We start from the raw sequence: 23008 nt of genomic DNA on the forward strand, positions 1-23008 counted from the left end.
CCTATCATGATTAACTCTTAGCGGATTTGTCCGTTACCAGTCATTTGATATTTTACCGTAGTTAAGGCTGGTAATCCCATTGGTCCTCTTGCATGTAATTTCTGTGTAGAAATCCCTATCTCTGCTCCGAATCCTAACGCTCCGCCATCTGTAAATCTAGTGGAGGCATTATGATAGATTGCAGCTGCATCGACTAATTTCATAAAAGTTGCAGCTGTTTCTTTGTTTTCAGTAATAATAGCTTCTGAATGCTTCGTACCATACTGATCTATATGAACAATTGCTTCATCCACGTTTTTCACCGTTTTTATTGCAATACTTAAACTTAAGTATTCATTTTTCCAGTCGTCTTCCCCAGCTAATTTAGCATTCGGAATGACTGATACGACTTGCTCATCACCAAAAACAGAAATATCATGTTCAGATAAGGTAGCAATTAGTGCTTCTTTATGGAGCTTTAACCAGTCTTCCTGAACAATTAACGTTTCTGCTGCATTACAGACTGCGGGGCGGTCTGTCTTCGCGTTAACTAAGATGGATAATGCTTTTTCTACATCCGCATCACGATCGATATATAGATGGCAGTTACCAACACCTGTTTCCAGTACTGGAACAGTAGCATTCTCAACGACTGCGTTGATTAGAGATGCTCCTCCACGAGGAATTAGTACATCAATATGCTCTTTCATCGTAAACAATTGCTGTGTTGTCTCTCTATCAGTACTAGCAATAAATTGTACTACCTCTCTACTAACGACCGTTTCGTCTAACGCTTCGTGCATTACTTCCACAATTGCTTTATTAGAATTAATAGCAGAAGAGCCACCTTTTAATACAATAGCATTACTAGATTTTAATGCTAAACCAGTTGCATCTACTGTAACGTTAGGGCGTGCTTCGTAAATCATTCCAATTACACCTAATGGTACCCTTACTTTCTCCACTAAAAGACCATTTTCTAACTTCCAGCTTGATAAAATGTCTCCCGTAGGATCATCCAGCTCTGCAACTTCTCTTAAGCCATTAGCAAAGTCAGTAATACGTTCCTTAGATAGTGCTAATCGATCTAAATATGCTTCGTTGTAGCCTTTTTCACGTCCGTTTGATAAGTCTAAATCGTTTGCTTTCAAAATTGTTTCTGCCCTATTTTCAAGATAATCGGCTAATTTATATAGGACTTCGTTTTTCTGTTCTGTCGTTAATAAGCTCAGTGCCCTTGCAGCTTTCTTTGCTTTTATTGCTTGACTTTCCACACTTACCGTTGTTACTGTCATCCAATCCCTCCATTATTTTTATACACTAACAGGTATGCTTTTTTCAATATGACAAACTAAATCTTCGTTATAAACTACTTCTTTTGGGTATTCTTCCATTGTAAGTTCTTCTTTTTTCCATTGTACTAACTCCGTTGATGAATAATTGACTACACCAAGTCCAACTGGCTTTTGTTCATAATCTAAAATTTTTATGACGGAACCGACCTTAAATGTCCCGATAACTCTGTCAATTTTAGATGGTAATAGGCTTTTCTTTCCTAGCTGTGATAAATCAGCGTCTTTTTTTAAAATAACCTCTCCTTCTGGCCCGGAGTTAAACAAAATCCATTGTCTTTTTTGATCTAAGTTCAGCTTCGTCTTCGAGTCAAAATAAGTACCTTTCGCCTTTCGTTTTACCGCATCAACTAAAATATTGGGGACACCCGCTTTTCCAAGAAATGTTGGTACTCCAGAAGCCATCGCAATTTTAACCGCGTCAATTTTAGACTTCATGCCACCCGTACCAACACTGCTACCAGAATCTCCGGCAGCTTTCTCAATACTCGGGGTAATTTCCTCCACTTTTTCTAGTAATTTTGCATCTTTGTTCTCTCGTGGATCTGAGTCATATAAACCATCAATATCAGAGAGTATAATTAACATGTCTGCACAAATAAGCCCTGCTACTTTTGCTGATAATGTATCATTGTCACCAAACTTTAATCGGTTTACTGTTACCGTATCGTTTTCATTTACAATCGGAACAATTCCGCGTTCTAACAAAACATTTGCTGTGTTTCGTGCATTGTTATATCTAATTTCATCTGAAAAATCGCTTCGAGTAATTAATATTTGTGAAGCTACGTACCCATGAGACAAAAATAGTTCTGAGTATGCTTCCATTAACAAGCCTTGGCCAATTGAAGCAGCAGCTTGTTTTTCAGGCAGCGTTGTTGGGCGCTCCAAACACCCAAGTTTACGATATCCTGCAGCTACTGCTCCCGATGAGACGAGAAGTACTTCATATCCGTTATCCTTTAATTCTGCTACTTCATCTACTAACCTTTCTAATTTCCTTCTACTAATCTCACCATGCAAACTTGTTAATGAACTACTACCTATTTTTATCACGATTCTCTTTCTATTTTTATCGGCCGTGGCCATCTAATCACTCCTGTTTTTCATCATCCGTTTTTTAATTTATTACTAAGTTATTATTTTCATCTAACATTTGCATACTTATTTCTTCCGAACGTTTAGCTGCCCCTTTAATCGCTTCTGATATAGCTTTTCCTCCACCATATGAACGAAGTGCCTCTATACCTGCTGCTGTTGTACCATTTGGTGAAGTTACTCTTTTTCGTAGCGAAGCTGGTTCTTCATCGTTTTGTAGCATCATTTTCGCTGCGCCTAATATCGTTTGGGCAACTGCGTCTCGACAAACAGCATGATCTAACCCGGCCTCTTTAGCGGTTCTTTCCATATGCTCCATCAAGTAATAAAAATAAGCAGGACCACTACCGGCTACACCTGTAAAAACATCCATATGCTCTTCTGCGATAATGTATACTTTACCAATCGTACATAATAGTTTTTGGGAGATTTTAGTTTGTTCTTCTGTAACATAGGTACCAAGGGAAAGGGCAGTTGCTGATTCGCCTATCATACTAGAAGTATTAGGCATTACACGGATAACAGGTTGGTTGCTTCTTAATTTTTCTTCAATGTAAGTTGTGGAGATCCCTGCAATGACTGATAACACTAGTTGATGAGGTTGTAATTGTTGTTGGAGGCTTTCTAATGCGACATCTATATCTTTAGGCTTCATTGCTAAGACGATAATATCTAATTCGTTAATTGCAAGCTGGTCTTTCGTTAATCCTTTTATTCCATAACAAGTCTCTAATTCACTTAATCTTTTTACATTACTACGGTTACTCGCAATTATTTGATGGCTAGGCACTAAGTCTGAGGAAACTATTCCTGAAATCATCGCCTCTGCCATGGAACCTGCACCAATAAAACCAATTGTTTTATTTTTTAACATCCTATCGCTCCATTTCATACAATTCTTGTTAATGAGTTTTATAGTAACATGATTAAAAACAGAATCAAGGGGATTTAAGGAAGTCGGCAGTATTATGCTCAGATAGTTAGTGAAAGCGTTAACATACAAAGTTTATACGTTTGTGAGGACGTTTAACGAGAGTATATCGTGAATATTCGCTTATTTTAAGGGTTGGATAAATTTGGAGAGGCTTGTCCGTATTACATAACAGTAAAAAAACGGAAATAGGTTATGTGTAAAATATCTAATTCAAACGATTGCCTAAAAAGAATGAATAGTTCAGAAGTATTACTAAACTATCACTCTTTTTTAGGCTATAGTATAGTGTTGTTGTTTTTGAGTAACTTTTTACTAAATAGATCCTTTTATTAATAAGTTGGTCTATTAGTGATGGTGCTAGCTGTTGAATTTGATGCAAAAATATTTACTCTTCCAAAATTAGCGGTTTGAATTGTATATACATTGCTCATCGGGTTCCCTAATATTTCATAAGATAACCCACCAAATTTTTGTGGATTTAAAAACCCTATTTCATTCCCTCGAACTGCTGCTCGGTTAAGTGGATAAACACGCCATGCATTTATTGATGGCTTTAAATTAAGGTATCTCCTTCCTGCATTCGTTCTTTTAGTTACATATTTACCTCCTACATTGGAAACCCACTGCCCATTTCCAATATTTAACCATCCATTACTTTCTTCATAAACGTCGACAACATCTCCATTATTTAGAGCACGGACTATTGGAAAATTAACCGACGGACCTTTTCTTACATTTAGTCCTGGCGACGTCACAGTGCCACTCCATTTCACTGTTGCTCTTGTAGGTGGAGTTGTTGGTGCACTTGTTGTAGGAGGTCTAAAGGTCAACTTTTGTCCTACTCGTAAGTTTCTAGGGTTTTCAATATTGTTCCACCTCATCAAGTCTTCTACTGTAAAGCGATCGTCGTTATTGGCAAGACTCCATAGTGTATCTCCTTGTTGAACAGTGTACGTGTCCGGTAAATCAGCTTCAATTACTGGGGAATGAGGCGATGTGCTTAATGCCTTTCGATAATCAAAAACACAACAAACCTTCCAAGCATATCCAGGCATTTCATGGTGTGATTTATCATTTCGCCCAATATTATCTTGGATAAGGGCACGGTGCAAATCTACCATTGAAGCAATCGTTGCTGCATCGAGGTCATCATAACGATAATCACCAGCTACACATATTCCTAACGATGAATCATTACTCGTACCAACATGATAAGACCGATCGGTAATATTGTTTGCATATACTATTCTAGCGCGTCTTCCATTCGGAGTATCAACAATATTCATCGGCTCAATAACAAACGTATAGCCAATTCTTTCCCATCCTAATGAGTGAACGTGGTAATTTGCAAACCCTCTCGCATTCGAACCTCCTAAATGTTTCCTAGTTAAACTATGGTGCCATACTCGTACAAGCTTTCGTAACGCTGTATTTCTTTTTGCTAAGTTTCCACGGTTTGGTAACTCTGACCTTTTGTCTGAAAGCTGGGGCAATGATAAAAATTTATAACTCATCATTTTTACCTCCTATAATGCTCCATCCCTATCTCCTAAAATCATCATATGATACATATCCCTATTTCGTTTTACATTATTAAAATAATAATACTTTGGTAAAAAGTAGCATCATTATTACATTTTTATTATGAATTACTACTAAAATGAATATTGGAAAAATAATTCTTTCAATTTTGTTCATATTTTTGTATGATGAAAACGTTGTCATACGGTATGATGGTTTATTAAAAGGGGGAGACATTATGAAAAGAATAGGTCTTTTACCAAGAATAATAATTGCTATTCTTCTTGGAATTTTAATTGGAGCATTTATGCCAAACTGGTTTATCAGAATATTTACTACTCTCAATGAAGTATTTGGTAACTTTTTAGGCTTTGCAATTCCGCTCATTATTATTGCATTCATCGCACCCGGTATTGGTGAAATTGGGAAAGGTGCTGGTAAATTTTTAGGATTAACAGCCGGACTTGCCTATTTATCTACTATTGTTGCTGGAATTTTAGCTTATATTGCTGCTTCTTCACTCTTTCCAGTACTACTAGGAAATACTGTTAAATCTGGTGCATATGATAATCCTGGAGAAACTACCCTAGCACCATTTTTTGAATTGGAAATCCCAGCCGTTATGGGAGTTATGTCTGCACTAGTATTAGCTTTCACCCTAGGTTTAGGTATGGCTGCTATAAAAGGAAATTCACTTAAAAATATTATGATTGATTTTAGAAGTATTATAGAACTAGTTATATCGAAAGTAATAATCCCATTATTACCACTACACATTTTGGGGATATTTGCGAACATGACTCAAGGTGGACAAGTGCAAACGATTATGACTGTTTTCGGTAAAGTTTTTGTTTTAATTATTGCGTTACATTTAACAATGCTTGTTATTCAATATACAGTAAGTGGGGCCATTTCTAGGAAAAATCCTTTTGCTATGTTAAAAGGAATGCTTCCGGCTTATTTTACGGCTCTCGGTACTCAATCCTCGGCTTCAACCATTCCCGTTACTCTAGAGAGAGCAAAAAGAATTGGTGTACGAGAAAAAGTAGCTGACTTTTCAGTACCATTATTAGCAACTATCCACCTTTCTGGTAGTACTATTACGTTAGTTTCTTGTGCGATGGCTGTTATGTACATGAATAGTTTAGAACTTTCTTTCGGCCTCATACTTCAATTTATTTTAATGCTTGGTGTTACAATGATTGCAGCACCAGGTGTACCAGGTGGCGCCGTAATGGCAGCTTTAGGCCTTTTAGATACTATGTTAGGTTTCGATGGAACAATGTTAGCATTAATGATGGCTTTATATTTAGCACAAGATAGCTTTGGAACGGCATGTAACGTTACAGGTGACGGAGCTATTGCAAACGCAGTAGATAAATTAACTGCAAATAAATAGGATTAGAAGAAAAGCTGCACTACTTAAAGTGTAGCTTTTCTTTTGTTTTCTGTAATTGTGTACTATTATGGAGGAATACATAAACAATGAGGTGATAGGTTTTGATACGTTTTGCTGTAATAGGAACAAACTGGATTACAGATAGCTTTATAGAAGCTGCAAGCCTACATAAAGATTTTCAATTAGTCGCCGTTTACTCTCGGGACAAGGAGCGAGCAAATCAGTTCGCTAGTAAGTATAATGTTGATACTACTTTTACAGACTTACATGAGCTTGGTAAAAGTACGCTCGTAGATGCCGTTTATATAGCAAGCCCTAATTCCTTCCATGCTGAGCAAGCTTGTCTTCTAATGGGATACGGTAAACACATTCTTTGCGAGAAGCCATTAGCTTCCAATGTAAGAGAAGTCAGCATGATGGTAGAAATGGCAAAAAAACAAAATGTTTTATTAATGGAAGCTTTAAAAACGACATTACTTCCAAATTTCAAAGTAATTCGTGACAACTTGCATAAAATTGGGAAGATCAGACGATATGTCGCATCGTATTGCCAATATTCTTCACGATACGATGCTTTTAAAGAAGGAAACATACATAATGCATTTGATCCAACTTTTTCAAATGGATCCATAATGGACATTGGTATTTACTGTATATATCCTTGTATCGTTTTATTTGGCGAACCAGAAAATATACTAGCTAGTGGTTATAAGCTTTCTACTGGAGTAGATGGAGAAGGAACATTATTGTTAACATATAAGGAGATGGAAGGAGTAGCAATGCATTCCAAAATTTCAAACTCCTATTTCCCATCCGAAATTCAAGGAGAAAAAGGGAGCATCATTATTGATAAAATCCATACTCCAGAACATGTTCAAATTCGATATCGTGATGGTTCGATCGAAGACATTACGGTTCCACAACGACAACAATCTATGTACTATGAAGTAGAAGAGTTCCTTCACCTTCTAAAAACAGGGAGAAAAGAATCAACAATTAATTCGTATGAACATTCCTTATTAACAGCTAAAGTTATAGAAAGAGCAAGAAAGCAAATTGGTATTGTATATAAAGCTGTTAAGCAATAAGTATGTATAGGGATGGACTGAGGTTATCACAGCCATCCCTTTTTATTACATATCTTTCATATACGCATAAAATTGTTTATACACTACTGCTCCTATACCTAAATATTCTACATAAGGGTCCATTTTCTTTTCCCATTTCGTATATAAGAAATACACGATTGTTACCTCCCACTAGTTATATAGTTTATACTTCCTCTCCTATTAATGTTGATCTTTCAGGAAGCCAGTTTTGCAAATAATTTGGTAATGCTCCTTTTTTAGCAGTCATTGTCGTATGACCACCGTCCACTAATTGGAATTGCTTATCATTGCTAGAAACGAGGTTCATAATAGGTTCAGATAAACTTGGTGGAACTAACTCATCATTTTTCGCTGCAACTACTAATAAATTCATATCTATGTTCTTTAACAGCACATTTTTTCCTTTTATCTTTATTTCTCCATTAACTAACTTGTTATCTCGAACATAATCATTAACAAACTGTTTTAACGCTTGACCTACAAAAGGGATATGTCCTTTTGTCCAATCATTAAACCGTTTCCAGCGTTCCACGTATTCTTTATTATTTGAGTTTTGTAGTAGAGCTAAATATTGGGTGTAATAGACAGGTACTGTAATCGAACGAATACCTGCTTCAATTAGAGGTGCAGGTAAAACACCGTACGCATCAAATAAATGATCAAAACTGATATTCTCGTCCCTAAGAGCTGTAAGCCATCTATTAAATGAAGGTAGCTCACTAAAATCAATTGGTGTAACAACTAATATCAAATTTTTTATTGACTCTGTGGCGATAGCCGCATACAACGTGGCAAATACCCCTCCAAGACAATAGCCGATAAGTGTTATTTCATCTGCTTTAGCATGTCGTAAAGTACGTTGAACTCCTTTTTGTATATAATCTACAATATAATGATCAATTGTAATGTGACTATCTTCGTATCCTGGTATGCCGAAGTCTAACAAGTATACGTCATAACCGTTTTGAACAAATGATTCAATCATACTTGCTCCAGGATATAAATCTAAAATGAATGGTTGATTAACTAGAGAATAAATGAGGAAAAGTGGTTCTTTATACGTTTTTTGGGCTGAAGGATAATACCAAAGAGTTGCTTTATTTTTTTTCCATATTGCCTTACGAGCTGTAGGACCTCCAATTGATGGCGATTTTCTCCAATTAGAAGGTATTGAATCTCTCATTAGATTGAATCCCCTTCTTCTGTTCGCCTTACTTTTTGTTCCTTCCCAAGAGTACGGGATAAAATAAGTCTTTTACTTGTATCCTTTATTTCCACTGTTTCCTTTGGCTTTTTTTCCATAATGAAATTCATCGTCGGTAACTCACTTGCATTTTTTTTCATTTCTTCAATATAGTCTTTCAAATCTAGTAATTGCTCTTCTAAACGATCAATTTTTTCTTCTACTTGAATAACTAATCTTGCTGTGTTAGCAATATCATTTTTCGTTGGTAAATTAAAATGAATGGACAATAGCTCCATATATTGCTGTAGTTGATTTAATACTGTTCCATATATTTCACTACTTATCGCTGTTTGTTGAACAAGATCCTCACGGTTTAATAGCTTTTGAATACTGTCGTTTATTTTTTTTTCAATTTGTATCGCTTTTTTTCGAATCTCTTTATTTTTATCTAGGTTTGACATTTCCTGCACTCCTTTATTTTTAAAGAAATATACTCCTACATACTTCCATTAAACTAAAGCTGTAATACCGCCATCTATTACGATTACTTGACCGATGCAATAATCTGAAGCTTTTGAAGCAAGAAAAAGTGTTGCACCTTTTAGATCGTCACTATTTCCAAATCGACCAGCTGGTATATGTTTCACTACTTGCGCATTAACATCTTTTAACACTTTTTCTGTTATTTTTGTTGGAAAAAACCCTGGAGCAATGGCATTAACTTGGATATTAAATCTTGCTAGTTTAACTGCTAAATCTTTTGTAAAAGTGAGAATCGCCCCTTTACTAGTATTGTAGGCAATAGTATCTAGTAATTCTGGAAACGTTCCTCCCATTCCCGTAACGGATGCTATATTAATGATTTTTCCTTTACGCTGCTTCATCATTACTTTTGCAACCGCTTGACTGAAGAGGAAGGTACCTTTTACATTAACATCCATGACTTTGTCCCATTTTTCTTCGGGAAAATCAATGAATGGAGAAATCCAAGAGGTACCGCTATTATTAATTAAAATGTCTATTTGTCCGAACTTTTCCATTGTTGCTTGAATGACGGCTTCAATTTCTTCACCTTTAGTCACATCACAAGAAATGGCTAACGTTTGTACTCCTGCTTCTTCTTCCAATTGTTTACACGTTTGTTTGCAAATTTCTTCATTTCTTGAGCAAATGACAATATTCGCACCTGCTCTCGCAAGTACATTAGCCATTTGTGCACCAAGCCCTTTTCCTCCACCTGTTATAATAGCTGTTTTACCCTTTAACTGAAAAAGGTCATTTGGATGCATTTAGTTAAACCTCCTATCATAGCAAACAGTAAAGGTTTTCCCCCTACTAATTTTTGATTAAACAAATCGATGAAGTACCTCCTATACTCTAACCGTTACTTCTTTTTCAATAGAGTATTTCGGATGCTTTCACCCGTTTAAATCCAATTTTCTTTCATTAACCGTTCTCTACATTATAGTTACCATTCCATCAACCCGTGAGAAAATTGATATAACCGCCCCCGCATATTTTAATAGGGTTAGTAGAAAAGCGGAGGCGGCTCGTTTAGGTCCAATCAAACTGGAGCTTTTCCGCAGGAGATATAGGAAACACGACGAACGAGAGTGAGTCGATGTTGACTTATCGTACGGAGGAAAAGTGAAGTTTGAGCCGGACCTAGCCGCCGGAGCTAGACAAAGAAAAGCGGAGATGGCTCGTTTAGGTCCAATCAAACTGGAGCTTTTCCGCAGGAGATATAGGAAACACGACGAACGAGAGTGAGTCCATGTTGACTTATCGTACGGAGGAAAAGTGAAGTTTGAGCAGGACCTAGCCACCGGAGCTAGACAATGAAAAGCGGAGGCGTAACGGCAAACTGACTCCAAAAAAAGAAAAGTCCACCATTGGACTTTTCTTGACAACCTTTATATAAAATTTACTCTTCTTCGACTAACTCAGACACGTCAACAGTTGTTCGTTCTTCTCCTGGACCTCTTAAATGCACTGTTGCAGTTTTACCATCTTCACTTAATCCATCAATCCATACAGAAGTGCCATGATACTTTACATCAATCTCTGCAGGGGATGATAAAATTTGGCGAACACGTCTCGTATCCATTGCTCTTACCTCCTACAATCATCTTTTCTAAATTATTGTTCCTTCACAAGTAATTTTTATACCGACACCGTTTACTCTCTACCCTTTTCTGTCAACAATAGTACTTGAGGTGAAATAAGTTGAAATTAAACGATATCGAAAAAACCACATTAAGTAACGCGATAGATCAAATGAATGAAAGTCTAGATAAGTTTATCGAGCTTTACAATGAAGCTGAAGAAGATAAAGAAATTATTACTTTTGACGAAGAAGTTGTGAAATTAATACAAACAGGTATGGATACATATGGAGAAGAAGCAATTACGAAAAAAATTAATACGATTGTAAAAGAAGTACTATCGCTTATTACAGAACAGGAGTAATACCATTGGCAAAAAAGCAATATCGTGTTCCTATATATTTCCAATGGATAAAGTCACCTATAGTACTACGCATTTTATTTCTCATTATTATATTAAACATTTCGTTTGGGACGGTCATTCATTTTGTAGAGCCCGAGGAATTCCCGTTAATCTTTGATGGTGTTTGGTGGGCAATTGTAACTACAGCTACACTTGGTTATGGAGATTTTGTTCCAGTAAGTATTACTGGCCGTATTATTGCGATTGTGCTCATATTAATTGGAACTGGTTTTGTCACTACTTATTTCGTTATGTTAGCTACAAATACTGTAAAAATACAAAACGCGATTTTGGAGGGTAAGGTGAAATATCAAGGTCAAGATCATATCGTTATTATTGGTTGGAATGAGAGAGTTCGTGAAACACTTGAGCAATTAAAAGAAATTGTCAACAAGCCTATGTCTATCGTATTAATTGATGAAAGTTTAAAGGAATTACCTATTCAAGACATTCCTATTCATTTTATTAAAGGTAATTCTACATTTGATCATGTACTACTGGAAGCTAATATTCCGAAAGCTAAAATTGTTATTATTACAGCAGATCAAAGTAAAGAGGAAGCACAAGCTGATATGAACACGATAATTACTCTGTTAAGTGTGAAAGGATTAAACCCAAACGTATACACAATTGTTGAAATTTTAACTTCTGCTCAACTCAAAAATGCAGATCGAGCTGGAGCTGACGAAATCATCCAAACAAATATGCTTTCTAGCTACGTCATAATAAATAGTGTTATGTCAAACGGAATGTCTAATACGTTATTAAAGCTGTTAGATCAATTAAAAGGAAGCAAGCTTACATTTGTTGATGTAAAGGAAGAGTACTTGTATAAAACTTATCAAGAATTACTTAATGAATTATTGGTACAAAATCAATTAGTTATTGGAATTAAAAGAAGAGGAGAAACGATAGTAAATCCTCCTCTTTTAACAGAAATTAAAGAACATGATCGTTTACTTATTATTAAGAGCTAGAGTTAAGAAGGAATTAATACTGCTTCTAATTCTTGAACAAGAGCTTTCCCAAGGTCAACGTACTTTTGAGGAAACTGTGCATCGGGATCTTGTGGTTCTTGGAACTGGTTGAATGATGCTGAGAAATTCCCTATATTTGAATCGTGATCATCATCGACTCCTATTTGATATTTATGAGAGAGTAAAAACGGACGTCCTAATTTCACTTTTGTTCCATGTGAGTCCAGTTGTCCATCTACAGCCTGGAAAGGAACACGGAGAAATTGGTAGCCTACTTCGTCATCAATTTTATAATCAAAATAGCCGTGATCGTAATCCCAATTTCCGCCAATAACATAATTCAATTCTTTTAACTGTAGCTCAAATTGATAAAGTTCATTTTCTAACCCCTCAATTTTAGAAGGAATTGGAATCATGACAACACCTCCCTTTATTAAGTAGGTTGCCCTTTAAAAAAATAGTCATGCAGCAGGTACAAGAGTGTTTATAAAAAAAGCTACGACTAAATAAAATAGTCGTAGCTTTTGTTTATCTAGCTCCAGCGCTTAGGGCTGGCTCTGCTAAAATGTTCTTATTTCAAACGTTTTTCTAGCTCAGCTTTTACTTCTTCAAACCCTGGTTTACCTAGTAGCGCAAACATATTCACTTTATATGCTTCCACTCCAGGTTGATCAAATGGATTTACTCCAAGTAAATAACCACTCATTGCACAAGCTTTTTCAAAGAAATAAACAAGATATCCAAAAGTGTATGCATCCATAGATGGGATGTTTACTACTAGGTTTGGAACTCCTCCATCTGTATGAGCAAGCATCGTTCCTTCGAAAGCTTTTGTATTAACAAAATCAACTGTTTGGCCAGCTAAATAATTGAGCCCATCCAAATCAGCTGCTTCTTCTTCAATCGTTAATTCATGACGTGGTTTTTCAACTTTTATAATTGTTTCAAAAAGATCACGACGTCCTTCTTGTACGTATTGACCTAATGAGTGAAGGTCTGTGGAAAAATTAGCAGATGAAGGAAAGATTCCTTTTTGGTCTTTCCCTTCACTTTCTCCAAACAATTGCTTCCACCATTCAGAGAAATATTGCAGACCTGGCTCATAGTTAATTAACATTTCAATTGTTTTACCTTTGTTATATAAAACATTACGAACTACCGCATATTGATATGCTGCGTTTTCTTCAAGCTCTGATTTACCATATTCTTCGCTAGCATCTGCAGCACCTTTCATCATTGCTTCAATATCTACACCAGTTACTGCAATTGGCAATAAACCTACTGCTGTTAAAACAGAATAACGTCCTCCAACATCATCTGGAATGATGAAACTTTCATAACCCTCTTCTGTTGCTAACGTTTTTAGTGCCCCACGCGCCTTATCAGTAGTCGCGTAAATTCGGTGTTTCGCTTCTTCTTTTCCGTACTTCTCTTCTAATAGCTTACGGAAAATACGGAACGCTATTGCCGGCTCCGTTGTTGTACCTGATTTTGAAATAACGTTAATAGAGAAATCTCTTCCATCTAATAAATCCATTAAGTCTTTCATATAAGTAGAGCTAATATTATTTCCGACAAAAACTACTTGTGGAGTTTTACGTTGCTCTTTCGCTAAAGCATTGTAAAAAGAATGGTTTAACATTTCAATTGCAGCGCGTGCGCCTAAATAAGATCCACCAATTCCAATTACAAGAAGTATGTCAGAGTCTTCTTTTATTTTTTCCGCACTTTTTACGATTCGAGAAAATTCCTCTTTATCATAATTAGTAGGAAGGTCAATCCAGCCTAAATAGTCATTACCTGTTCCTGTTTTTTCATGTAAAGAATGGTGAGCAACTTTTACCGCATCTCTTAAGTATGTAATTTCATGTTCACCGAAAAATGATAAAGCTTTACTGTAATCAAAGCTAATATGTGCCATTTATTTGCCTCCTAAAAACATATTGACCATACCAATTTTCACTTTACAGAAAGAAAGTGAATAATTCAAGAACTCACCTCTAGTTGAAAACGTATACATAGAAAATGTTTTATGTTTGTTCAAAAAGGTATTGAAAAAGTGCAAATATAGTAATAATTTCAAAAAAATTCAACGAAAGAAAACACCAACATTATATTTAAATAATTTCTCTTACGTATTACCTTAAAAAACGGCTATACTAATGTATAACCGCAATTTTGAAAAAATTTAAACAAAACGAATAAATTTGACGGCTATACTTTTTGTATAACCGCCTTATGTTGGTTCTACTTCTTCTTGCTCTTCTTTTTTGTTTTTTGCAACAACACGAATATACTCCCGGGGTTTAAACGGCTGTATCTGATTATACGTATCTTGATTATTCCCCACTAATACTACTGATGGGTCATAGCTTTGGTACATCTGATTAGTATAATCTTTTTTCGTGTCTACATGGAGCCACCATGCGCCTGCAAATAATGAAGAAAAGATGGATAGAGCAACAGCAGCTTTTCTTTTTACCATAAACCTACCACCACCCTAGTAATAGCGTGGCTAAAATTGTCGTTTTTTATTCAAAAAAAAATTTTTTTCGTGATTTTTTCCTAGTTTCTATTTATTTAATATAGTTTGGAAAAGTTGCTAATACTAGTAGGCAGTTAGGATGCACACTAATTTATTTTAGTATATAATCTTAATAGTAATCATTCTTAAATAAAAATAACCTTCTTTATAATTTATAAAGAAGGTTAAATATTATACAGAATAGAGGAGGTTAACATCTTGTCACTGATTCACTTAGTGATTCTTTCCCCATTAATATTGGCGATATTTGTACCCTTTTTACACAAGTACTTCCGCCAAATACATACAGGATGGTTTGTATTAATATTACCTATCCTACTTTTTATTTACTTCATAGGCTTTATTCGAAGCTCGATGAACGGGGAAACATACATTAGTACGATGAATTGGATTCCTTCACTTGGAATCAATTTCACTGTATACCTGGATGGTTTAGGACTTTTATTTGCCCTACTGATTACAGGTATCGGTGCACTAGTAGTGCTTTATTCAATTTATTACCTATCGAAAGAAAAAGAAGCACTTAATACGTTTTACGTATATTTATTAATGTTTATGGGCGCAATGCTCGGGGTTGTCTTATCAGATAACTTGATTGTTTTATACTCGTTCTGGGAATTAACAAGCTTTTCTTCTTTCTTGTTAATTAGCTATTGGTATCAACGAGAAAAATCAAGATATGGTGCTCAAAAATCGATGCTAATTACTGTCTTCGGTGGTCTAGCTATGTTAGCTGGTTTTGTGCTCCTATACATCATGACTGGCACATTTAGCATTAGAGAAATTATTGCTAATGTAGATATTGTTACTGCGGATGCACTGTTTATCCCAGCATTAATTTTAATATTGCTAGGCGCATTTACTAAATCTGCACAATTTCCATTCCATATTTGGTTACCGGATGCAATGGAAGCTCCAACACCTGTTAGTGCTTATTTACACTCCGCAACGATGGTTAAAGCTGGTATTTATTTAGTAGCAAGAATGAGCCCGATTTTTGCAGGTGCTCCTGAATGGTTCTGGCTCGTATCAGTTTTTGGCCTTATCACCCTTTTCTGGGGTTCCTTCTCCGCGGTGAAGCAAACAGATTTAAAAGGTATATTAGCCTTCTCAACGATAAGTCAATTAGGGTTAATTATGTCGTTGTTAGGTATCGGTAGTGCTGCTGTTTATTACGACTATTTAGATGACAACATTTATACCGTTGCAACGATGGCTGCAGTGTTCCATTTAATTAACCATGCGACCTTTAAAGGTAGCTTGTTTATGGTTGTTGGTATTGTTGATCATGAAACAGGAACACGTGACATACGGAAACTTGGCGGGTTAATGAATATCATGCCAATTTCGTTTACGCTTGCCTTAATAGGAAGTTTTGCGATGGCTGGTTTACCACCATTCAACGGTTTCTTGAGTAAGGAAATGTTCTTTACAGGTATGTTACATGCTACACAAATTGATGCTTGGAATATGGACACATTAGGAATTTTATTCCCAGTATTTGCATGGCTAGCAAGTATTTTTACATTTGTTTACAGTATGATCCTTGTATTCAAAACGTTTACTGGTAAATATCAACCAGAAAAGCTTGATGTGAAACCACATGAAGCACCAATTGGAATGTTAATTTCACCTATTATACTTGTTTCATTAGTTGTGATTTTTGGGTTCTTCCCGAACTTACTATCACCAAGTTTAATCGGTCCAGCAGTTTCATCTATTCTTCCAGATTACTTCTTAATTGAAGATATCAATATATATTTCTGGCACGGATGGACACCAGAGTTATTTATGACAATTGGTGTTGTTGCATTTGGAACATTCCTTTACTTAACTGTTGCAAAGTGGGGGAAAATTTACGAATGGTTCCCGCAACGTTTAGCACTAAATAGATTTTATGACGGTGGAATTGTAGCTCTTGAGCGTGGATCAAACAAATTTACGAATTCATATATGACAGGGTTTATGCGTGATTATTTAATTATAATATTCGGTTTTATGGTGCTGTTATTAGGGGCACTAATTGTAAAATTAGATGTATTTACATTTAATACAGCTGATGCTGCGGATGTTGGTTTTTATGAAGTAATTCTTGCCATTGTAATGGTAATAGCTACTCTTACAGTAATAATATCCAAATCTAGACTAACTGCCATTATTTCTTTAGGAGTTGTAGGTTATTCGCAAGCTTTATTTTTCGTATTATTCCGCGCACCAGATTTAGCATTAACACAGTTAGTAGTTGAAACGATTTCGGTTGCACTATACCTTTTAGTGTTCTACCATTTACCAAAATTCAAAGTAGAAATAACAAGATTACGTTTCCGTTTAACAAATTTTATTATATCTGTAGCAGTAGGTTTAATTGTAATCATCATTGGTATATCTGCTAATAGTAGTCGCTTATTCGAATCAATTTCTAGCTATTTCGAAGCGGTTACTTATACAGAAGCAGGTGGAAAAAACATGGTAAACGTCATTTTAGTTGACTTCCGTGGTTTCGATACTTTATTTGAAGGTACGGTACTAGTTATAGCTGCATTTGGAATTTATATGATGATTAAATTACGTCTAGCTGATAAGAAAGGAGGCGTAGAGGGTGAAGGTAAATGATTTGATTCTTCAAACGGTCACTACGATACTGTCGTTTCTTATCATTACTTTCTCTATCTATATTTTCTTTGCTGGTCACTACACACCAGGTGGAGGATTTATTGGAGGACTAATGACTTCCGCTGCGCTTGTTTTATTATTACTAGCGTTTGATATGAAAACAGTAAAAACCGTTTTTCCTATTAATTTTATGACAGTTTCAGCTATTGGGCTGTTAATCTGTGTGTTAACAGGAGTTGGTGCCATGTTCTTTAATGCGCCATTCCTAACGCATACTTTTGGTTATGAAACGTTCCCTATTTTAGGGGAAACTGCTCTTGCGACATCTACAATTTTTGATATTGGGGTATATTTAATTGTGGTTGGTGTTGCAATGACCATTATTCAAACGATTGGAGAGAGCGAATAATGGAAATATTGATGACTATAATTGCTGGTATTTTAGTGGCATCTGCTACGTATTTAATTCTTTCGAAAAGTATTTTACGAATAGTTCTTGGTACTGCCCTATTATCACATGGAGCTCACCTTCTACTTCTTACAATGGGTGGATTAAAAACTGGGGCGGCTCCACTGTTAGGACAAAACGCGGATAGCTATACAGATCCGCTTCCACAAGCTCTTATTTTAACAGCGATTGTTATTAGCTTTGGAGTTACAGCCTTTTTCTTAGTACTTGCTTATAGAGCTTATCAAGAACTGAAAACAGACGATATGGATAAATTAAGGGGAAATGAAAATGAGTAACCTTGTTATATTACCCATACTTATCCCCCTGCTTGCTGGAACGATTTTATTATTTTTCCCGAGGCAGTTACATTTTCAAAAATGGATAAGTGTGATTGCGTTGTCACTTACAACAATTAGTTCGATTGTTCTCGTTCAAACAGTATTTAATAACGGCATTCAAACGTTAGAACTTGGTGGCTGGAAACCTCCGTTTGGAATAGTGCTAGTTGCGGATATGTTCAGTGCACTTTTAGTTTTAACAGGAATTGTTGTTAGTTTTACATGTATATTGTTTGCTTTTAAATCTATTGGAGAAGATCGAGAAAAGCATTATTTCTATGCTTTTGCACAGTTTTTAATTACTGGTGTCATGGGGGCCTTTTTAACAGGTGATTTATTTAACCTTTTTGTATTTTTTGAAGTGTTTTTAATGGCCTCGTATGCGCTAATTGTTATTGGTGGAACAAAAATACAATTACGCGAGACATTAAAATATGTTTTAATTAATGTTATTTCTTCTGCACTATTCGTTATTTCGGTAGCTTACATTTATGCGGTACTTGGAACTCTCAACATGGCTGATTTAGGCGCTAGAGTTGCAGAATATGGGCAAACTCCGTTATTAACTGTTATTGCGATCTTGTTCCTGGTTGTTTTCGGATTAAAAGGTGGTATTTTTCCACTATACTTTTGGTTACCTGGGGCTTATAAAGCACCTCCATATGCTGTAACAGCATTATTTGGGGCTCTGCTAACGAAAGTAGGAGTATACGCTATTTTCCGTATGTTCTCTGTCATTTTCACACATGAGCCACAAATAACACATCAAATAATCGCTGTACTCGCAGGCATTACGATATTAATTGGTGCTATTGGTGCTGTCGCTTATTCGGATGTAAAACAAATAATTATTTACAACATCGTTACCGCTATTGGAGTAATTGTGTTTGGTGTTGTTATCGCAACAGAAATAGGCTATGCAGGAGCTATTTACTACTTAGTTCATGACATGGTCATTAAAGGAGCATTATTCCTGCTAGCTGGTGCAATGTTTACGATTACTGGAACCAATAAAATAAAAGAAATGGGTGGACTAATAAAAAGACATCCACTACTAGGTTGGATGTTCTTCTTAGCTGCTTTAGCGCTTGCAGGTATCCCACCACTAAGCGGTTTCGTAGGGAAAGTTTTACTAACTCAAGCCGGTTTAAGTGAAGGGCATTATTGGTTCGTAGCTGTTATGTTACTCTCTAGCTTACTTGTACTTTACTCCGTTATGAAAATATTCTTAAATTGTTTCTTTAGAGAAGAAGTTCTAACGGAAAAGGAAGAAAAGGGTTCGATCAAAGGTTTAGTGTATCCTTCTGTTATTCTTATTGCCATTTCTGTCTTTTTAGGAGTGGGAGCAGAAGTTGTTACCCCGTATATTATGCAAGCAGCTGAAACATTAGCAGACCCTACTGCTTATATTCAAGCAGTATTAAAGGAGTAGTTTCTATGGCTTTTCAAATATTAATAAATCTAATGATTGCGTTTTTATGGATGTTCCTAAAAATTGATTGGACGTTTCCTACCTTTTTCGTCGGTTATTTTTGGGGAATAATGATTCTTTTAGCGATGAGAAGATTTTTACCTGGTAGATTATACGTAGAAAGAGTTTGGGCAGCATTTAAGCTTCTACTAATCTTTTTCCGTGAGCTAATTTTATCTAACATTCAAGTTATTCGAGATATTTTACGTCCTAAATTAAACATACAGCCAGGTATTTTTGCTATGCCAACTGACTTGAATTCAAGATGGGAGATAACATTACTATCACTTCTCATAAGTCTAACTCCAGGTACGTTAGTAATGGATATTTCCGATGATAATAAAATACTATATATACATGCGATGAATATTCCTGATGCTGATGCAACGATTAAAGATATTAAAAATAATTTTGAACGAGTAATTAAGGAGGTGACTAGATAAAATGTTTGATACACCATTAGACATCATGTTAACAATTGGGCTCGTCATTTTATCTATCTCTACTTTAGGGCTCGTATACAGGGTGATAAAAGGTCCTTCTGTTCCTGACAGAGTAATGGGGCTTGACTCTATCGGTATTAATTTAATTGGGATTACAGCAATTACATCTATTATTTTAAGGACAGATGCTTTTTTAGAAGTTATCTTATTAATTGGGATAATTGCCTTTGTTGGAACAGTAGCATTCTCGAAGTTTTTACAGAAAGGGGAGATTTTTGACCGTGACAGAAGCAACTAGTTATATTATTGGTGGGTTGGTCATATTAGGATCTCTTCTGAGCCTTGCTGCAGCTGTTGGAGTTATTCGTTTGCCAGATGTTTACTGTCGAAATCATGCTGCATCCAAAAGCTCAACCTTAGGTGTACTTTTTGTACTTATTGCTGCTATGCTTTTCTTCTGGTGGGATAGTCAATACTTTAGTGCTCGACTTTTACTAGGTATTATTTTCGTATTCATAACAGCTCCAGTTGGTGCTCACCTAATGACGAGAGCAGCGTATTATACGAACGTTAAGCTTTCAAACACATCAATCCAAGATGATTTACGTGATAAAAAAGAACAAGAAGAAGCACAGCTAAAACGCGTCAGAGGTTAAATGAAGAAGGAGTAGCGATTCATAAGACGCTACTCCTTTATTTTTTATAGACATGCTTTTAATATAGAAGTTACATCTTCTTCATGCAGCGGTTTAAAATTACCGATAGGACCATTTGCAAGGATATGTCTGGTCATTTGTTCAAATTGGGAATCATCAATGTTATAGTCCGCTAAACGAGAAGGAGCCCCTAATGAGTTCCAAAATTGACGTAAACGTTCTATTCCTTCTAACGCCACTTCGCGATCGTCCTTATCCGTGTCATCTACTTCAAATACTCGAACCGCTAATTGTTTAAATTTCGCAACATTCCTATCTAGAACGTGCTTCATCCAGTTAGGGAATATAATAGCTAATCCTCCAGCATGAGGTATATCGTAAATTGCTGAAATCGCATGTTCGATTCCATGAGAAGCCCAATCTCCACGGTACCCCATTTGCAACATACCATTTAACGCAATCGTTCCACTATAAAGTATTGTTTCTCGATGTTTATAGCTTGTTAAATCCTCTAATAATTTCGGAGCTGTTTCCATTACGGTTTTTAACACACTTTCACACATTCTATCTTGAAGTGGTGTATGTGTTGCATTGTTGAAGTACTGTTCAAAAACGTGCGACATCATATCAACGATTCCATATACAGTATGATTTTTTGGAACTGTTACAGTGTTTTGTGGATCTAATATAGAAAACTGCGGGAAAGTAAAAGGACTACCCCAGCCATGCTTTTCTTTCGTTTCCCAGTTCGTAATAACCGATCCAGAATTCATTTCAGAACCAGTTGCAGCTAATGTTAACACAGTACCGAACGGTAAAGCTTCATGAACTGGAGCTTTTTTTATGACAATATCCCATACATCGCCATCATATTTTGCACCAGCGGCAATTGCTTTCGTACAATCGATAACACTTCCACCACCAACGGCTAATAAGAAATCAATTTGATGTTCTTTACATAATGCAACACCTTTTCGTACTGTTTCTACCCTAGGGTTAGGTTCAACCCCTGCTAATTCCGTTACGTTAGCATTTGCCTTTTGAAGTTGCTGAATTACTTGGTCATACAAACCACTTTTCTTTATACTTCCCCCACCGTAAACAAGAAGGATATTTTTCCCGTACGTTTGCAAATGATTAGCAAGATTTTCTACCTCATCTTTGCCAAATATTAATCTAGTCGGATTATAAAAAGTAAAATTATTCATATGTAAAAAACCTCCTTTTTTATTGATTATGAACTATCCTTTCCTACGATGTAAAGAAAACGGCATTTTTATACATGAATATTTTTTTAAGCGTGAATAATATTTTAAAATTCAACAAAACATAGGGAAGAAGCACTTATATTCTCAAGGAGGGAATGTGATGAGCACAATACAACGTATTGCGTTAGCTCTTACGATCATCGGAGCTATTAACTGGGGCCTAATCGGATTTTTCGGATTTGACCTCGTAGCAGCGATATTTGGAGGGCAAAATGCAGCTCTATCTCGTATCATTTATGGTCTAGTTGGTATTGCTGGATTAATTAATCTCGGCTTATTGTTTAGACCATCAGAAGCTTACGAAACAGAAGCTGAACCTAGAACTACTCGATAAACACGTGACAACTTAGTTAATACAACTGTAATTGAAAATATCCTCTTCCTATATTTAGGTAGAGGATATTTTTTGTTCATACAAAAAGTCCCCTAATACACTTTCTATTAGGGGAGCGTTCTTCCACTATTTACTTACGTACAGTCGTGGAAGTTTATTTTTTAATTAAATCTTCACGCTTAGATTGTTCAATCCATTCTTCTAGTTTATCTTTTAACGTGTTGAAACCTTGTGAGTTATCATCTGTTTTAATTGCTGTAGCTGTAGCTTGACGCTTTTTTGGCTTTTTAGGAGCTGCAGGTGCCTGCTTCGGTGCTTCTTCTGTAGCTTTAATAGATAAGCTAATTTTCCCGTTCCCCTCGTCTACAGAGAGAACCTTTACAGAAACCTCTTCTCCTTTTGTTAAATGCTCATTAATATCTTTCACATAACCATGTGTAATTTCTGAAATGTGAACTAACCCTTGCGTCTCTTCATTAATTGCTACAAAAACTCCATAAGGCTGAATTCCAGTTACCTTCCCTTTTAAAACCGTACCTACTTCAATTTTATCTGACATATAAACACTCCTATATTTTTATTATTTTACAAGTTATACGCAATAAAACATTATACCATAAAATTTGCTTACATACAAAAAGAACTCACTATACTGTTAGATTGTCTCATAATTAGCTATTCCATTACCTTGAATACATTATTTATCAGAAAAACTTCAAACTTTTTTCCTTAACAACTCCAGACGTGCAAACATCACTAAGATTTTCCACCGTATTAGATATACCCGCTTCTGAATTCTCACAAGTAAATATGGAAAGTGTTCAAA

The 23008-nt window shown here is 35.8% G+C and carries 25 protein-coding genes; 12 read left to right on the top strand and 13 right to left on the bottom strand.

Annotation, left to right across the window (positions count from 1 at the left end):
* Positions 1 to 17 precede the first annotated feature (17 nt).
* The 4 genes from BC6307_RS18320 to BC6307_RS18335 form a co-directional block, all read right to left on the bottom strand.
* On the bottom strand, positions 18 to 1274 hold the full coding sequence (locus BC6307_RS18320; RefSeq protein WP_066412277.1) for a glutamate-5-semialdehyde dehydrogenase: 1257 nt from the start codon (positions 1272 to 1274) through the stop codon (positions 18 to 20).
* An 18-nt stretch (positions 1275 to 1292) separates the two neighbouring features.
* Positions 1293 to 2420: a glutamate 5-kinase gene (gene proB / locus BC6307_RS18325; protein ID WP_066412273.1), complete on the bottom strand. Its 1128-nt coding sequence runs from the start codon at positions 2418 to 2420 to the stop codon at positions 1293 to 1295.
* Positions 2421 to 2451: 31 nt separating this feature from the next.
* Positions 2452 to 3303 carry a pyrroline-5-carboxylate reductase gene (gene proC, locus BC6307_RS18330; protein ID WP_084380180.1) on the bottom strand — a complete coding sequence of 284 codons (852 nt, stop codon included), beginning with the start codon at positions 3301 to 3303 and terminating at the stop codon, positions 2452 to 2454.
* 389 nt (positions 3304 to 3692) lie between these two features.
* Positions 3693 to 4880, bottom strand: coding sequence for a LysM peptidoglycan-binding domain-containing protein (locus tag BC6307_RS18335; RefSeq protein WP_084380178.1), 1188 nt, complete (start codon positions 4878 to 4880; stop codon positions 3693 to 3695).
* Positions 4881 to 5122: 242 nt separating this feature from the next.
* Here BC6307_RS18335 and BC6307_RS18340 point away from each other — a divergent pair, with 242 nt between their 5' ends.
* Positions 5123 to 6283, top strand: a complete 1161-nt coding sequence (locus BC6307_RS18340; RefSeq protein ID WP_066412266.1) for a dicarboxylate/amino acid:cation symporter — start codon at positions 5123 to 5125, stop codon at positions 6281 to 6283.
* Between the two features lie 101 nt (positions 6284 to 6384).
* Entirely contained in the window at positions 6385 to 7371 is a 987-nt protein-coding gene (locus BC6307_RS18345) for a Gfo/Idh/MocA family protein (RefSeq protein WP_066412264.1), read from the top strand.
* 184 nt (positions 7372 to 7555) lie between these two features.
* On the opposite strand, the gene BC6307_RS18350 is transcribed toward BC6307_RS18345, so the two are convergent.
* From BC6307_RS18350 to BC6307_RS18365, 4 genes are all read right to left on the bottom strand, one after another.
* A complete protein-coding gene (locus BC6307_RS18350) occupies positions 7556 to 8575 on the bottom strand; it encodes an alpha/beta fold hydrolase (protein WP_066412256.1) in 1020 nt (339 codons plus the stop codon).
* The gene (locus tag BC6307_RS18355; RefSeq protein WP_066412253.1) at positions 8575 to 9039 is read right to left on the bottom strand and encodes a hypothetical protein; all 465 of its coding nucleotides are present in this window, start codon (positions 9037 to 9039) and stop codon (positions 8575 to 8577) included. The genes BC6307_RS18350 and BC6307_RS18355 overlap by 1 nt, the downstream gene beginning before the upstream one ends.
* A 48-nt stretch (positions 9040 to 9087) precedes the next feature.
* Positions 9088 to 9867: an SDR family oxidoreductase gene (locus tag BC6307_RS18360; RefSeq protein WP_066412252.1), complete on the bottom strand. Its 780-nt coding sequence runs from the start codon at positions 9865 to 9867 to the stop codon at positions 9088 to 9090.
* Between the two features lie 635 nt (positions 9868 to 10502).
* Complete coding sequence (locus BC6307_RS18365; RefSeq protein ID WP_066420826.1) at positions 10503 to 10685, bottom strand: H-type small acid-soluble spore protein; 183 nt, start codon at positions 10683 to 10685, stop codon at positions 10503 to 10505.
* A gap of 119 nt (positions 10686 to 10804) precedes the next feature.
* Between BC6307_RS18365 and BC6307_RS18370 the strand changes: the two genes are divergently transcribed.
* Complete coding sequence (locus BC6307_RS18370; RefSeq protein ID WP_066420827.1) at positions 10805 to 11047, top strand: atypical membrane-integrating protein (Mistic protein); 243 nt, start codon at positions 10805 to 10807, stop codon at positions 11045 to 11047.
* Positions 11048 to 11052: 5 nt separating this feature from the next.
* Complete coding sequence (locus BC6307_RS18375) at positions 11053 to 12063, top strand: potassium channel family protein (RefSeq protein ID WP_066420828.1); 1011 nt, start codon at positions 11053 to 11055, stop codon at positions 12061 to 12063.
* A gap of 2 nt (positions 12064 to 12065) precedes the next feature.
* Here the strand turns inward: BC6307_RS18375 and BC6307_RS18380 are convergent, their stop codons facing one another.
* From BC6307_RS18380 to BC6307_RS18390, 3 genes are all read right to left on the bottom strand, one after another.
* A complete protein-coding gene (locus BC6307_RS18380; RefSeq protein WP_066420830.1) occupies positions 12066 to 12479 on the bottom strand; it encodes a YugN-like family protein in 414 nt (137 codons plus the stop codon).
* A gap of 155 nt (positions 12480 to 12634) precedes the next feature.
* Complete coding sequence (locus tag BC6307_RS18385) at positions 12635 to 13984, bottom strand: glucose-6-phosphate isomerase (protein WP_066420831.1); 1350 nt, start codon at positions 13982 to 13984, stop codon at positions 12635 to 12637.
* A gap of 315 nt (positions 13985 to 14299) precedes the next feature.
* Entirely contained in the window at positions 14300 to 14548 is a 249-nt protein-coding gene (locus BC6307_RS18390; RefSeq protein ID WP_066420833.1) for a hypothetical protein, read from the bottom strand.
* A gap of 258 nt (positions 14549 to 14806) precedes the next feature.
* Between BC6307_RS18390 and BC6307_RS18395 the strand changes: the two genes are divergently transcribed.
* From BC6307_RS18395 to mnhG, 7 genes are read left to right on the top strand one after another with little or no spacing between them, the layout of a single operon-like run.
* Complete coding sequence (locus BC6307_RS18395) at positions 14807 to 17221, top strand: Na+/H+ antiporter subunit A (RefSeq protein WP_066420834.1); 2415 nt, start codon at positions 14807 to 14809, stop codon at positions 17219 to 17221.
* On the top strand, positions 17208 to 17630 hold the full coding sequence (locus BC6307_RS18400) for a Na(+)/H(+) antiporter subunit B (RefSeq protein ID WP_066420836.1): 423 nt from the start codon (positions 17208 to 17210) through the stop codon (positions 17628 to 17630). Before BC6307_RS18395 ends, BC6307_RS18400 begins: the two co-directional genes overlap by 14 nt.
* Positions 17630 to 17968 (top strand): Na(+)/H(+) antiporter subunit C, encoded by a 339-nt coding sequence (locus BC6307_RS18405; RefSeq protein ID WP_066420838.1) that lies wholly within the window; start codon positions 17630 to 17632, stop codon positions 17966 to 17968. Before BC6307_RS18400 ends, BC6307_RS18405 begins: the two co-directional genes overlap by 1 nt.
* On the top strand, positions 17961 to 19442 hold the full coding sequence (locus BC6307_RS18410; RefSeq protein ID WP_066420839.1) for a Na+/H+ antiporter subunit D: 1482 nt from the start codon (positions 17961 to 17963) through the stop codon (positions 19440 to 19442). Before BC6307_RS18405 ends, BC6307_RS18410 begins: the two co-directional genes overlap by 8 nt.
* 5 nt (positions 19443 to 19447) lie before the next feature.
* Entirely contained in the window at positions 19448 to 19924 is a 477-nt protein-coding gene (locus BC6307_RS18415) for a Na+/H+ antiporter subunit E (RefSeq protein ID WP_066420841.1), read from the top strand.
* A gap of 1 nt (position 19925) precedes the next feature.
* Positions 19926 to 20222, top strand: coding sequence for a Na(+)/H(+) antiporter subunit F1 (locus BC6307_RS18420; RefSeq protein WP_066420843.1), 297 nt, complete (start codon positions 19926 to 19928; stop codon positions 20220 to 20222).
* A complete protein-coding gene (gene mnhG, locus BC6307_RS18425; RefSeq protein ID WP_066420844.1) occupies positions 20206 to 20580 on the top strand; it encodes a monovalent cation/H(+) antiporter subunit G in 375 nt (124 codons plus the stop codon). The genes BC6307_RS18420 and mnhG overlap by 17 nt, the downstream gene beginning before the upstream one ends.
* Positions 20581 to 20624: 44 nt before the next feature.
* Here mnhG and BC6307_RS18430 read toward each other — a convergent pair whose 3' ends face one another.
* Positions 20625 to 21788, bottom strand: coding sequence for an iron-containing alcohol dehydrogenase (locus BC6307_RS18430; protein WP_066420846.1), 1164 nt, complete (start codon positions 21786 to 21788; stop codon positions 20625 to 20627).
* 160 nt (positions 21789 to 21948) lie between these two features.
* Here BC6307_RS18430 and BC6307_RS18435 point away from each other — a divergent pair, with 160 nt between their 5' ends.
* Positions 21949 to 22182: a DUF378 domain-containing protein gene (locus tag BC6307_RS18435; protein ID WP_066420847.1), complete on the top strand. Its 234-nt coding sequence runs from the start codon at positions 21949 to 21951 to the stop codon at positions 22180 to 22182.
* A gap of 154 nt (positions 22183 to 22336) precedes the next feature.
* Here the strand turns inward: BC6307_RS18435 and yugI are convergent, their stop codons facing one another.
* Positions 22337 to 22741, bottom strand: a complete 405-nt coding sequence (gene yugI / locus BC6307_RS18440) for a S1 domain-containing post-transcriptional regulator GSP13 (protein ID WP_066420848.1) — start codon at positions 22739 to 22741, stop codon at positions 22337 to 22339.
* Positions 22742 to 23008 lie beyond the last annotated feature (267 nt).

Origin of the sequence: Sutcliffiella cohnii, from assembly GCF_002250055.1 — a bacterium.
Taxonomy (GTDB): domain Bacteria; phylum Bacillota; class Bacilli; order Bacillales; family Bacillaceae_I; genus Sutcliffiella; species Sutcliffiella cohnii.